This window comes from Halobacillus halophilus, assembly GCF_020171985.1.
Taxonomy (GTDB): Bacteria; Bacillota; Bacilli; order Bacillales; family Halobacillaceae; genus Halobacillus; species Halobacillus halophilus_A.
The window spans coordinates 669,062-683,073 of record NZ_JAIVAL010000001.1 but is presented as its reverse complement, the minus strand read 5'-3'; the positions used below and the strand labels follow the sequence as shown (position 1 = coordinate 683,073).

Genomic DNA, 14,012 nt, shown 5'->3' with positions numbered 1-14,012 from the left:
CTTTTTTTATCTTGCTACATTTTCCAGGTTACCGTTTTTTTCCATACGGAATTGAGGTTTATAGGCATAGTCTTGTTCTTCAAACATCACCATTTTTCTTGCTCGATCCATAATTTGAATTAATGCCTGATAATCTTCTGTCATAGTTTCTAATTGTCTATTTAACTGCTGGTTCTGTTCCATTAGTTGCTTATTCTGTTCTTGAAGTTCGAACAGTTGTTTTTTAGCTGAATCACTGCTCGAGGTTTCTTTTTGAAGGTTTTTCAAGTATCGAATAACATGTGAGAGCTGAATCTCGGGTTCGGGCTGATAGTTCATAGCTGGCGGCTCACTCACAATCTTACTTTCTTCAAATATAACAGGTTCTTGTGCAGTTTCTGACTCATAAGTCATACGTGCAGGTATTTCCTTATAAACGGGCTTTTGGTGAGCTTCGTTACGTTTCTTCTCTTTTCTTTGCTTTTTAGCCAGTTCTACAGCCTGCTCATATTTTTGACGAACTTCGGCATTCCACCTGAATCCGCAAGCAGCGGATGTACGGTTTAATGCATCTCCTACTTCATCAAACGCTTTTAATTGGGTGCTCCCCTCACGAATATGGCGAAGAACCGTTTCTGCTAGTAATAAATCATCTTCATGAGACCATGCATCTTGTCTTACTTTAGGCATATTTTCCACTCCTGTATATTTTCCAGGTTTGTATGATAAAGCTCTTTTTTAAGTTGGAATGCTTTGCTTTGTCCACACCTAGAAAAGTAGTTTTTCAGATTTAGTTGTAGTTTAGCCAACAGAAAGTGGAAATATACTTAAGTAGATTTACGATTTTTAATTTTTGTCCATACCTGCTGAAGAGCTTGTTCGAATTTTCCGGTAGCTTTTGGCTCGTAATACATGCGGTTCTTGATGGTGTCAGGTAAGTATTGTTGATCCACCCAGCCGTTTTCATAATTGTGTGGATACTGATATTCTAGTCCTCTGCCTAATTGAGAAGCTCCCTCATAATGAGAGTCTTTCAAATGGGCAGGAACTTCTCCACTCTTACCATTTCGAATGTCTGATAGGGCGGCATCAAGTGCTTTATAGGCACTGTTGGACTTAGGTGACAAGGCAAGTTCCGTAACGATAACAGATAAAGGAATACGAGCTTCGGGAAAACCAATTCTTTCTGCTGCCTGTATAGCAGAAAGTGCTCTTGGACCAGCTTGGGGATTGGCAAGCCCAATATCCTCATAGGCAATGACCACAAGTCTGCGCCCTATACTATCAAGATCTCCGGCTTCTATTAACCGTCCAAGGTAGTGAAGGGAGGCATCTACATCGCTGCCTCTAATTGATTTCTGAAAAGCGGAAAGTACATCATAGTGGGCATCTCCATCCTTATCATGAGAAAAGCTTTTCTTCTGCATACACTCCTCGGCAATTTCCAAATCAATAGGGATAAGCTGGTCTTCCATAGGGGTGGAGAAAGCGGCAAGTTCCAGTCCATTCAATGCAGCTCTAAGATCTCCATTCGCTGCATGGGCAAAGTGATCGACAGCCTCAGAGGTAAGATCAAGTTCCAAATTACCAATCCCCTGTTCTTTATCTTCTATAGCTCGTTGAATCGCTTGCTTAATTTCATCAGGAGTTAGTTTGTAAAGTTCAAATAGATGGCAGCGACTCCTGATCGCTGGATTAATGGAATGATATGGATTACTTGTCGTACAGCCGATAAGAGTTAACCGATTGCTCTCAAGATGAGGAAGCAGAAAATCCTGCTTTGCCTTATCCAGGCGATGGACTTCGTCAAGGATAAGAACGAGTTGTCCATGCATCTTGGCTTCTTCCACAGCAATTTCCATATCTTTCTTTTTATCCGTCACTGCATTTAAGTTCTTAAAAGGTATTTTTAGACTTTTAGCTAGTGCGGTAGCCATCGATGTCTTACCTGTCCCCGGGGGACCAAATAGGATCATGGAAGCCAGGCGGTTTGCTGTTATCATTCGGTGAATCGTTTTACCTTCTTCCACCAGATGGGACTGTCCAATGATTTCGTTTATATTGGAAGGGCGCATGCGGAATGCGAGTGGTTGCTGACTCATACATCAAGCTCCTTTATAAATATGTTTATGATAAAGTTGATTGCCGATCTGGTGATAGTTCGCGATACGGTGCATAGAAATATGCTTTCGGATATGAGTACTTCTCCGAGATTCTTGGCTCGCCAAGAATGAGTGTAGATGATGTTGGATGAAGAGCGTCTCATTTGTCGAACCCTAGTACACTCCTCTTCACACAAAAAAAGGATTATATATAGTAAGGATACTTATATTACGAAAAATCAACATTTAACTATAACAAATTTCGTTATAAATGTAAGGTTAGATGGATTAATGAGAAAATGCAAGAGGCTTGCCATTCATGCTATAATAACGTTTGGTATAATAGAGAGAGGAGGGGTTAGGTTGAGTTTAAACCACCCTCAGGTGCGTGAAAATTTTATTAGGTGGACCTTTTTTATAGTAGGAGTAATTATCCTTGGTCTAGGTATATCCATGACCATGCAAGTAAAAGATTTCGGAATCGGGCCATGGGATGTTTTCCATTATGGACTTTTCCTCCAGTTTGGTTTAACAGTAGGAACCTGGTCCATTATCGCCGGACTCGTGATTGTCACTTTACATGCTTTCTATAAGAAGAAACTGCCGCAGATTGGTACTATATTAAACATGATTTTTATTGGTATATTTATTGATTTCTTTAATTGGCTGCTTCCAAGTCCTGAAATCATGACCATTCAAATTATTGTATTTATTCTAGGTACTATTGTTATCGCCTTAGGAATTGGTATATATGTATCTTCCGGCATAGGAGCGGGACCGAGAGACAGTTTAATGTTAATGATCTCCGAAGCAATGGGATGGAAAGTTTCAACCGTAAGAAACGGTATTGAGATCACAGTCGCTGTGCTTGGCTTTGCTCTTGGCGGTCCTGTAGGAATTGGCACTGTATTTATTGCGTTATTTTTAGGAACTTTTGTAGGATATACGCTACCAGCTTCCCAACGATTGTTACAGTTTTTAATAATGAAAGGTGACTTATATGAAGATATCTACCAAAGGCCGTTACGGTCTAACCATTATGATTGAATTAGCCAGGAAATATGGAGATGGTCCAATATCTCTAAAGCAGATTGCAAGAGACAATGGACTGTCTGAGCATTACTTGGAACAACTGATTGCTCCTTTACGAAATGCAAGTTTAGTGAAAAGCGTAAGAGGGGCTTACGGCGGCTATATGCTGACAAAAGCACCTCACGAAATTACTGCAGGAGATGTTATTCGTATCCTGGAAGGACCAATCACTCCTGTTGAGGGCATTGAAGATGAGGAACCCGCAAAACAAGCTCTATGGAAAAGAGTGCGTGATGCCGTTAAGGATGTACTGGATACGACCACTCTTGAAGATTTGAAAGACCATGTAGACGACCAGACTCAGGATGCGTACATGTTTTATATTTAATTAAGTGGAGGTGAGAATGAATGAAGGGAATTTATCTGGATCATGCTGCTACTTCGCCTGTTCACCCAAAGGTAGTTGAGTCCATGATCCCTGTTTTGGAAGAGACCTATGGCAACCCCTCCAGTGTTCATCAATTTGGAAGACAGGCAAGAAAAACTCTTGACGAAGCAAGGAAGGTAATTGCAAGGAGTATTCATGCAAGCGAAAAAGAAATAGTTTTTACAAGCGGTGGTACAGAAGCTGATAACTTAGCCATAATTGGTACGGCCAGAGCACGCGAACAGGAAGGTAAGCATATCATTACCACTCCAATTGAACATCATGCTACATTACATGCAGTCGAGTATCTTGAAGAAGAAGGTTTTGAAGTTACGTATTTACCTGTTGATGATCAAGGCGCCGTTCGTGCTGAAGATGTAAGGGAATCTTTAAGAGATGATACGATTCTAGTTTCCATCATGATGGTCAATAATGAAACAGGGGTGATGCAGCCTGTAAAAGAAGTTGCGGAACTACTGAGAGAACATTCTACTTCTTTTCATTCTGACATTGTTCAAGCATACGGTCTCATGGAAATTGATGTGACAGAGCTCGCGGTGGACTTGATGGCTGTTTCAGGTCATAAAATAAATGGTCCAAAAGGGATCGGTTTTCTTTATGTCAGGGAAGGAACGAAGCTTGAGTCACTGCAGCATGGTGGAGAGCAGGAAAGAAAAAGACGTGCCGGCACAGAGAACCTACCGGCTGTGAAAGGACTTCAAACAGCTGTAGAACTGATTGAAGGAGAGCGCAACCAAAAAAGGAAGCAATACAAAGAATTAAAAGAAACATTTCTTCATGCTTTAAACGAAGAAGGCGTGAATTACTCAATTAATGGTGCGGAAGAATATAGTATTGAATCCATTATTAATATAAGTTTTCCGGAAATGAATGTGGAAACAATGCTCACAAACTTTGACCTATCGGGAATTGCTGCTTCTAGCGGCAGTGCATGTACAGCGGGGTCCGTGGAACCTTCGCATGTACTTTCGGCAATGTATGGTACTGGTGACCCTCGAACGACCAATTCTATTCGATTTAGCTTTGGCCAAAGTAATAGCAAAGAGGACCTCATACAAGCAGCACAGAAAATCAGTCAAATCGTACAAAGACTGAGCATAACAGGAAGGTGAAAATATGAAAGAACCGAAAGACACTCGGGTTGTGGTCGGAATGAGCGGGGGAGTTGATTCCTCTGTAGCTGCTCTTTTGTTAAAAGAGCAGGGCTATGATGTAGTCGGTATCTTCATGAAAAATTGGGATGATACTGACGAAAATGGAGTTTGTACAGCAACAGAAGATTATGAAGATGTAATTAGAGTGTGTAATCAACTCGATATTCCTTATTACGCGGTTAACTTTGAAAAACAATACTGGGATAAAGTATTTACTTATTTTCTTGAGGAATACAAAGCAGGCCGTACGCCTAATCCTGACGTTATGTGTAATAAAGAGATTAAATTTAAGGCATTTTTAGATCATGCATTGTCTCTTGGAGCTGATTATCTAGCTACTGGACATTATGCACAGGTGCGGGAGAATAATGGTGTTTATGAAATGCTTCGCGGAGTAGACAGGAATAAGGATCAAACGTACTTTTTGAACCAGTTGACTCAGGAAATGCTTGAAAAAGTGATGTTTCCTCTCGGCCATTTAGAAAAGAAACAGGTTAGAGAAATAGCAGAACAGCATGATCTGGCTACGGCTAAAAAGAAAGATTCAACCGGAATCTGCTTTATAGGTGAGCGGAATTTCAAAGAATTTCTTAGTGAATATCTCCCAGCGCAGCCTGGTAACATGGAAACTCTGGATGGTGAAGTAAAGGGAAAACACGAGGGGCTTATGTATTATACTCTCGGTCAGCGCCAAGGTCTTGGAATTGGAGGGGCAGGAGATCCCTGGTTTGTAGTAGGTAAAAATGTCGAGGCAAATATATTATACGTTGGACAAGGTTTTCATCATGATGCTTTATACTCTGATGGTTTAATTGCTTCCGAAGCAAACTGGACAAATGGATATGTTCCTGAAGAAGCCATGGAGTGTACAGCAAAGTTCCGTTATCGGCAAGAGGACAGCCACGTAACCGTACAACCCATGACAGATGGACGCTGGAAAGTAATCTTTCATGAACCGGAAAGAGCCATTACACCTGGACAAGCTGTCGTGTTCTACGATGGAGAAGTTTGCCTGGGCGGTGCTACGATTGATACGGTCTTAAAAGAGGATGCAGCTGTCACATACGTCGGCTGAGCAAATGGTCATGTCCGTTAATCAGGACATGACTTTTTACATATTAAAAAAAGGAGCGAGATCATGGATAAATTAAAGCAAGGAATCGAAGAGATGCAAAAACATAATTATGAGGAGGCGGCCCGTCTTTTCACAGAATCCATTGATGAAAATCCTAAACAGCCGGTAGGCTATATTAACTTTGGAAACCTGCTTACACACATGAATGATTATGAACGTGCAGCCCGGTTTTTTAATAGAGCTATTGAGCTTGATGGAGAAGCAGCTACAGCTTATTACGGACTGGGGAATGTTTATTATGAACAGGAAAAGTTTACAAAAGCTCAAGAGCAGTTTATTCAAGCCATTCAAAATGGTTTAGATGAAGCGGACGTCCACTTTATGCTTGGAATGACTTTTGTTCATCAGGAATACACAAAACTTGCTCTTCCTTATTTACTGCGAGCAGCTGAACTGGCTCCCGACGATGTAGATATCCAATTTCAATATGGACTTTGTTTAGCGCAGAACGGGCAGATTGATGGTGCTGAAGAGGCCATGAAACGTGTGCTACAATTGGAGGAAGAACATAGTGACGCTTACTACAATTTAGGGGTAGTCGCTCTTCATAAAGAAGATGCGAAATCAGCACTCTTCCATTTTAATCGAGCTCTTGAAATTCAGCCTGACCACATGCTGGCTTCTCATGCAAAGGCCCAAGTGGAGCAAGCGTTAAACGAGTAATTATTTGAAGGAGAAAGATGGCATGACACAACAAACGCTCTTTTCTGAATCCAATGAAGACCGTCCTTATGTTAAAGGTGAACTCAATCGAATGATCTTTCATAATGAGGCTGAGCATTTTTCCATCGCAGCAATCACTGTAAGTGAAACAAATGAAGATACGGATGTGGACTCCCTCGTAATCAAAGGACACTTTTCTCCTCTGGAAGAAGGAGAAACCTATATCTTTTACGGTCAATTTCGTAATCACCAGAAATTCGGACTGCAATACGAGGTAGAGATGTATAATCGTGTCTTGCCTGAAACAAAAGATGGGCTGATTCACTACTTATCGAGTGATTTATTTCACGGCATAGGTAAAAGGACGGCTGAGCGTATCGTTGATCAATTAGGAGAGCAAGCGATATCGTTAATATTAGAAGATAGAGCTGCTTTAGATAAAGTACCTAAGCTTACCAAGGAAAAAGCAGATCAATTATACAATTCCCTGAAGGAACATCAAGGTTTTGAACACGTAATGATTCACCTTTCCCAATACGGGTTCGGTTTAAAGTTATCTCAGAAAATTTATGAAGTCTTTAAAGATCAGACTCTCGCCATTATTGAAGAAGATCCTTATCAGCTTGTATTTAAAGTCGAAGGATTTGGTTTTCACCGGGCAGATGAAATGGCGAGGATGCAGAATCTTTCTCATGATCATCCCACCAGACTTAGAGCAGCATGTTTGTACATGATGCAAAAAAGCATGTCTGCCGGTCACACCTACCTTCCCACCGAAGAATGTCTAATGCAGGTTGATCAGTTACTTAATACCGGACTTGAAGCTTCCATTTCATTCGAGCAGCTGTCTGAACAAATTATCCATCTGGGTCAGGAGAAATATGTATATATTGAAGAGGATCGTATTTACTTACCCACACTTTATTTCGCAGAAAACGGCTTCTGCCGTAATATCGATCGTATTCTTGAAGAAGAATTGGAAGCCAAACATACTCAGGCGGATCTCATGAAAATCATTGGAAGCATTGAAGAAGAGGAAGCAATAAGTTATGGAGAAGACCAATTTAATGCAATTGAAAAAACGTTACAATCTAAGCTTATGATTCTGACTGGAGGACCCGGAACTGGAAAAACAACGGTTATCAAAGGAATTATCCAGTCTTATTCAGAATTAAATGACGTGTCAATTGATCCTGAAGATTATGACTCCGATCAGCCTTTCCCTTTTGTCATGGCTGCGCCAACCGGACGGGCAGCTAAACGTATGACGGAATCCACAGGCATGCCTGCAAGTACGATCCACCGTTTGCTGGGATGGGATGGACATGAACAATTTGAACGCAACCAGAACAATCCTTTAGAAGGTAAGGTTCTCATCATTGATGAATTTTCGATGGTGGATATTTGGCTCGCCAACCAATTGTTCCGCGCTGTTCCTTCAGGTATGCAGGTCCTCCTCGTAGGTGATGAAGATCAACTCCCCTCTGTAGGTCCCGGGCAAGTACTTGCCGATCTGCTGGCTTCCGAACAGCTTCCCTCTTCTCAACTGACGGAAGTCTACCGTCAAAAAGAAGGTTCGAAAATTATCCAGCTTGCGCATGAGATTAAAAATAATCAGTGTACGGCGGTATCTCTGGCTAAAGAGCACGATTTTAATTTTATACCTGCTCGGGAGAACCAGCTTGCTGATATCGTTACTCATATTGTAAAAAAAGCGATCGATAAAGGTATTAACCTTAGAGAATTGCAAGTCCTTGTACCGATGTACCGAACAGAAGTCGGCATTCATAAGTTGAATGCAGAGATTCAACGAGTGGTAAATCCCAAAAGTAAACAGAAGCGGGATATTCAATTTAACGATCAGACGTATCGAAAAGGAGATAAAGTCATTCAGTTGGTTAACCAGCCTGAAGACGGAGTTTATAATGGAGATATAGGCGAAATTGTTGCGATATTCCGCGAGGAAGAAAACGTAGACGGTGTAGAGCAGGTGGTCGTTGACTTTGACGGGAAGGAAATCGTGTATCCAAAAAAAGATTTAAAAAATGTAATGCTCGCTTATTGCACTTCGATTCATAAATCGCAAGGAAGTGAGTTTTCAATTGTCATTCTTCCAGTGGTCCGAAGTTATAAAAGAATGCTTAGAAAAAATTTGCTCTACACAGCTATCACCCGTTCCAAGCAATCGCTGATCATCTGCGGAGACCGCAATGCATTTCTCGAAGGCGTAAAATCTGCGGATACAAACCTTCGTTATACAAGGCTAAAAGAAAAACTACAGGAGAAGGTGGCTCCGGAAGTGCCGGAAGATGAGGAGGAAGAATTGTCCCCTTACGATTTTATGTGAAGTTAAGGAGGAGATAAACTATGAAATCTACACTGGGGATATCCGGCAGTACTATTTTAAGTGATCCAGTTCAGTTTGATCAGTTGTTTAAGTCCGGTATTGGTCATATTGAAATTGGAGAATTTCCAGATAAATCATCTTTTTATTGTTTTCTAAAAATGGCCAGGCAGAAACAAGTTTCTTTTGGAATTCATTCACCCCTTATCAGAGGGAACAGCAAGTACGATCTAATCGAACATGTATCTGTGGATCCTCTGGATGCTCGGATCAATTTTGAAAAGGAAGTTGCTTTGGCAGCAAGTGTCGGAGCTGAATATGTTCTAGTGCACTTTCCTTACGTTAAGGGCCCGGTGAGTTCAAACCCTCGGTCGATGATTGAAGAAGGACTTCGTTACCTCTCGGAATTGCAGAAAAAGTACAAAATTTCTATTGTCTGCGAACCTAAACTTGGTCATAACCGTTCTACGGCAGGGATCCAATATCTTCAGCAATTCCCTAAAGACGTGTGGAGTACTTATCAATTATCTCTCTGTATTGACATGGGAGATTATCGAATGGCAGCGGGGGATAAATGGAAAGAATACATCGTTCCTCTGCTTCCATACACAACAGTTGTCCATGTACATAATGTAAGTTTTTTAGATGATAAATATTACTGGGTGCCAATTCATCCAGAACAAAATTCAAAAGAGGGATCCTTTGATATGAAGTCTATGATTGAAATACTGGCTGAAAACAAAGGAAAATATTTTATTTTGGAGCATACTCCTCACTCCAACCCATCTGAAGCATATGTGGTGGAAGGAATGAAGTGGCTTCATAATCTTATAGAGTAATGTATGAATTTATCACGGAGGGACATACTGTTTTGTAAAAAAGGAGTATGTCTCCCCATGAAGTGCCCGAATTGTAAGAGCAAAAATCTTGGTAAAATAGGAAACGAACAATATTATTGTTGGAATTGTTGTCTGGAGTTAGCTATTGAAAATGGTAAAATGAATATAAACCAAATTGAAGAAGATGGCAGTCTTAGCTCTCTCAATGACATATTCTATCAACAAGGATCTTAAGCAAGAATGAGTGATCAAACAGCCAAGTGGGTACGCCGGTTCGTCATCTTCTTCATTATACTTCTCAGTTTATTATTACTAGCCTGGCTGTTTCCCTATTATGATCATATTATGATCATGATTGGAAGAATCCTTCTGCCCTTTGTCCTGGCTCTTGTGCTTTCCTTACTGCTTCATCCTCTTGTGAATCTGTTGGAAGAGACTGGAATCTCAAGGCCTCTTGCTATTCTGTTTATATTCCTTGCTTTTTTTTCTTTAGTAAGTTTAGGAATCTATAAAGGTTATCCGCGTCTGTTAACACAGGTAAGACTGTTGAGTGAGCAAGTTCCTGCTTTAACAGAATCTTATCAGGGATGGATGAAGCAGTTATACGCTCAGACTGAAAGGTTTCCAGATGGTATTCATAAAAAATTAGATGGCAGTTTTTCAGATTTCGAAGAATGGATTAGCACAAAATTAATGAACTTGCTTACAAGTTTAAGTGGTATTTTTGATATGGTCTTTTTAGTCGCCGTCATTCCCGTAATGACATTTTATTTTTTAAAGGACCACAAAATGATCGGTCACTCTTTGATGACTTTATTACCCGTCTCCTGGCATGATGAAGCGAGTAGACTTACCAGGGAACTGAGTCATTCTTTAGGAGGGTATATTCGCGGGCAGCTTCTAATCAGTCTTTTTGTAGGCGCCCTCGCCTGGTTAGGATTTTGGCTGGTGGGTCTCCCGTACCCTCTTATTCTTGGAATTATAGCAGGAATAACGAACATTATTCCGTATTTTGGTCCTTTGCTCGGGGCTGTACCGGTCCTAGTTGTAGCCGTTACGATTTCAGTAAAAACGCTTATTTTTAGTGTGCTGGTAGTCCTGGTGATTCAAGTGCTTGAAGGTAATTTGCTTTCACCATATATTATGGGGAGAAGTATCCACATCCACCCACTGGTCATTATCTTTGCTTTGCTGGCGGGTGGTGAACTTGCGGGAATTCCTGGATTAATTTTAGCTGTACCGGTGCTTACGTGTCTAAAGGTAATTGTTAGTGAAGTTCATAAAGGACGTATTCATATTGACAGATAGGGAACAGTTATCTATAATAGCGCATATCGACACTATACGAACGAAAACAGTGAAGGAAATAAGTAAGCAATTACCCATAATTAGAGAGGCATACTCCAGGCTGAGAAGTATGCTATGAACAGGGTTGCTGAAAGCTATTCCCGAGTGCGGTTAATCCCCGCCGGAGTCGCGCCTCGTTATTGGCGTCTGAGGTGATAGACAGTTTATTGTCTATAATCAGGGTGGTACCGCGGATTTTAACTCCCGTCCCTGCCGATGGCAGGGGCGGGAGTTTTTTGTTCGTACAAATAAAATGGAGTGTTTATAAAAGAGTATGAAGATTGATGTATTTAATAATAAGGAGGTAATATTATGAAATCATGGACATCTGCTGAAGTCCGCCAAATGTTTCTGGACTTTTTTAAAGAAAAAAATCACAGTGTGGAACCAAGTGCTTCTCTTGTTCCTCATGAAGATCCTACACTCCTATGGATAAACAGTGGAGTGGCTACGCTGAAGAAATACTTTGACGGGCGGGTTATTCCTGAGAATCCAAGGATTGTAAACGTACAAAAGTCCATTCGGACCAACGATATAGAAAATGTAGGGTTTACCGCCCGCCACCATACTTTTTTTGAAATGTTGGGGAACTTTTCTATTGGTGATTATTTTAAAGAGGAAGCGATGAAGTGGGGTTGGGAATTCCTGACCAGTAAAGATTGGATTGGATTTGACGAAAGCAGGTTATCTGTTACTGTTCATCCAGAAGATGATGAGGCTTATACCATCTGGCGAGATGTTGTCGGGCTAGATGAAGAGCGGATTATTCGTATTGAAGAAAACTTCTGGGATATTGGTGAAGGCCCGAGTGGCCCAAATACTGAAATCTTTTACGATCGCGGTGAAAAATACGGGAATGATCCTCAAGATCCTGAACTTTATCCAGGTGGAGAAAATGAACGCTATTTGGAAATCTGGAATTTAGTATTCTCACAGTTCAACCATAATCCTGATGACACTTACACACCCTTACCTAAAAAGAACATTGATACAGGAATGGGCCTTGAGAGAATTGTCTGCGTCATTCAAGATACGCCTACCAATTTTGAAACAGATTTATTCAAACCTTTAATTGAAGCAACAGAGTCTATTTCGGGAAGGAAGTATGGAGAAAGTGAAGAAGGAGATTCTTCCTTTAAAGTTATAGCTGATCATATGCGTACCGTTTCTTTTGCAGTAAGTGACGGGGCACTGCCGTCTAATGAAGGAAGAGGATACGTTCTGCGCCGTTTGCTGCGCCGGGCTGTAAGGTTTGCTAAACAAATTGGTATAGATCAGCCTTTCATGTACAAATTAGTACCGGAAGTAGCTGAAATTATGGTTGACTTCTATCCTGAAGTTAAAGAGAAGCAGTCCTTTATCCAAAACGTAATTAAAACGGAAGAGGAGCGTTTCCACGAAACGTTGAATGATGGACTTGCCATACTATCCACGATTATGAAACAGGAATCAGAAAAGGGCAGCAATGTATTTCCTGGCACCGAAGTTTTCCGTCTTTATGATACGTATGGTTTTCCAAAAGAGCTAACGGAAGAGTATGTTGCCGATGCTGGCTTTACTATAGATGAAGATGGATTCATGCTTGAAATGGAGAAGCAGCGGGAGCGTGCAAGGAACGCTCGTCAGAAAACCGGTTCTATGCAGGTTCAAGAGGGTGTACTGGGGGACGTTCATGTAGCCAGTGAATTCACCGGGTATGATCAGCTTCATACAGAAGCAGAAATTGTTGAGATGATTAAAGGTAAAGAGTTTAGTGAACAAGCAGAAACAGGAGATACAGTTTACTTGTTCCTCGATAAAACACCTTTCTACGCTGAAAGCGGCGGGCAGATCGCTGATAAAGGCCGTATAGAAAATGACAACGTTTCATTAGAAGTGACCAATGTTCAAAAAGCTCCAAACGGACAGCACATGCATGAAGCAGTAATTCAGAGTGGTTCGCTCCATAAGGGAGATAAGGTCCGGGCAGAAGTAGATGAGAAATCCCGCTCCTTTATAGTCAAGAATCACACGGCTACCCATTTGCTCCATCAGGCTTTGAAGGATGTATTAGGTGACCATGTTAATCAAGCCGGTTCCCTTGTAGCCCCTGATCGTTTACGATTTGATTTCTCCCATTTCGGCTCAGTTTCCAATGAAGAGATGGAGAAAATCGAATCCATCGTAAACGAAAAGGTTTGGCAGTCTATTCCCGTAAGAATAGAATACAGTTCTATCGAAGAAGCCAAAGAAAAAGGAGCTATGGCATTATTTGGAGAGAAATACGGAGATACTGTGCGTGTTGTCCAAGTAGGTGACTACAGCCTGGAACTTTGCGGTGGCTGTCATGTTGTGAATACTGCAGAAATTGGTTTATTCAAAATAGTATCAGAAACAGGGATTGGCGCTGGAACCAGACGGATAGAAGCCGTAACTGCTAAAGATGCTTACCTGTATATGACTGGTAAAGAAACCTTGTTAAAGCAAGCAGGAGAACGCTTAAAGACGAAGCCAGAACAGGTACCTGAACGAATTGATGTCCTTCATAAAGAGATTAAGGATCTGCAGAGGGAAAATGAATCCTTAAGTGCTAAAATCTCTAATATGGAAGCATCAACCATTCTAGATGAAGTTGAAGAAATTAACGGCGTCAAGGTGCTGGCAAAACAAGTGGATGTGAAGGATATGAATGCTTTGCGTTCCATGATTGATGATTTAAAACAAAAAATTGAATCTGGTATTATACTGCTTGCTGCACCAAATGGAAATAAAGTTCAGTTAATTGCAGGAGTATCAAAAGACTTAGTAGAAGAAGGTTACCATGCAGGACATTTGATTAAAGAAGCAGCTTCCAGATGCGGTGGAGGCGGCGGCGGCCGTCCGGACATGGCTCAGGCTGGAGGTAAGGATGCTTCTAAGATTCCTGAGGCCTTAGAATTTGCAAAAGAGTATGCAAATCAAGGTTCTTAGTTTTCCATTAAGTAAACTTA

General features: G+C 41.1%; 11 protein-coding genes and 1 other annotated feature. Of the genes, 9 read left to right on the top strand and 2 right to left on the bottom strand.

Annotated features, from left to right (window positions below; genetic code table 11):
• Positions 1–6: 6 nt before the first annotated feature.
• Positions 7–669: an RsfA family transcriptional regulator gene (locus LCM11_RS03560; protein ID WP_224892868.1), complete on the bottom strand. Its 663-nt coding sequence runs from the start codon at positions 667–669 to the stop codon at positions 7–9.
• A gap of 137 nt (positions 670–806) precedes the next feature.
• Entirely contained in the window at positions 807–2,081 is a 1,275-nt protein-coding gene (locus LCM11_RS03555; RefSeq protein ID WP_224892867.1) for a replication-associated recombination protein A, read from the bottom strand.
• A gap of 363 nt (positions 2,082–2,444) precedes the next feature.
• Between LCM11_RS03555 and LCM11_RS03550 the strand changes: the two genes are divergently transcribed.
• From LCM11_RS03550 to alaS, 9 genes are all read left to right on the top strand, one after another.
• On the top strand, positions 2,445–3,128 hold the full coding sequence (locus tag LCM11_RS03550; protein ID WP_224892866.1) for a YczE/YyaS/YitT family protein: 684 nt from the start codon (positions 2,445–2,447) through the stop codon (positions 3,126–3,128).
• On the top strand, positions 3,082–3,501 hold the full coding sequence (cymR, locus tag LCM11_RS03545) for a cysteine metabolism transcriptional regulator CymR (protein ID WP_014643856.1): 420 nt from the start codon (positions 3,082–3,084) through the stop codon (positions 3,499–3,501). Before LCM11_RS03550 ends, cymR begins: the two co-directional genes overlap by 47 nt.
• 20 nt (positions 3,502–3,521) lie before the next feature.
• Complete coding sequence (locus tag LCM11_RS03540; protein ID WP_224892865.1) at positions 3,522–4,673, top strand: cysteine desulfurase family protein; 1,152 nt, start codon at positions 3,522–3,524, stop codon at positions 4,671–4,673.
• A gap of 4 nt (positions 4,674–4,677) precedes the next feature.
• Entirely contained in the window at positions 4,678–5,790 is a 1,113-nt protein-coding gene (gene mnmA / locus LCM11_RS03535) for a tRNA 2-thiouridine(34) synthase MnmA (RefSeq protein ID WP_224892864.1), read from the top strand.
• Between the two features lie 63 nt (positions 5,791–5,853).
• Positions 5,854–6,513 (top strand): tetratricopeptide repeat protein, encoded by a 660-nt coding sequence (locus LCM11_RS03530; RefSeq protein WP_224892863.1) that lies wholly within the window; start codon positions 5,854–5,856, stop codon positions 6,511–6,513.
• Positions 6,514–6,535: 22 nt separating this feature from the next.
• Positions 6,536–8,860, top strand: coding sequence for an ATP-dependent RecD-like DNA helicase (locus LCM11_RS03525; protein ID WP_224892862.1), 2,325 nt, complete (start codon positions 6,536–6,538; stop codon positions 8,858–8,860).
• 20 nt (positions 8,861–8,880) lie between these two features.
• A complete protein-coding gene (locus tag LCM11_RS03520; RefSeq protein ID WP_224892861.1) occupies positions 8,881–9,696 on the top strand; it encodes a sugar phosphate isomerase/epimerase family protein in 816 nt (271 codons plus the stop codon).
• Positions 9,697–9,936: 240 nt separating this feature from the next.
• Complete coding sequence (locus tag LCM11_RS03515) at positions 9,937–11,004, top strand: AI-2E family transporter (RefSeq protein WP_224892860.1); 1,068 nt, start codon at positions 9,937–9,939, stop codon at positions 11,002–11,004.
• Between the two features lie 40 nt (positions 11,005–11,044).
• Positions 11,045–11,258, top strand: a binding site (T-box leader).
• A 97-nt stretch (positions 11,259–11,355) separates the two neighbouring features.
• Entirely contained in the window at positions 11,356–13,992 is a 2,637-nt protein-coding gene (gene alaS, locus LCM11_RS03510; RefSeq protein WP_224892859.1) for an alanine--tRNA ligase, read from the top strand.
• Positions 13,993–14,012 lie beyond the last annotated feature (20 nt).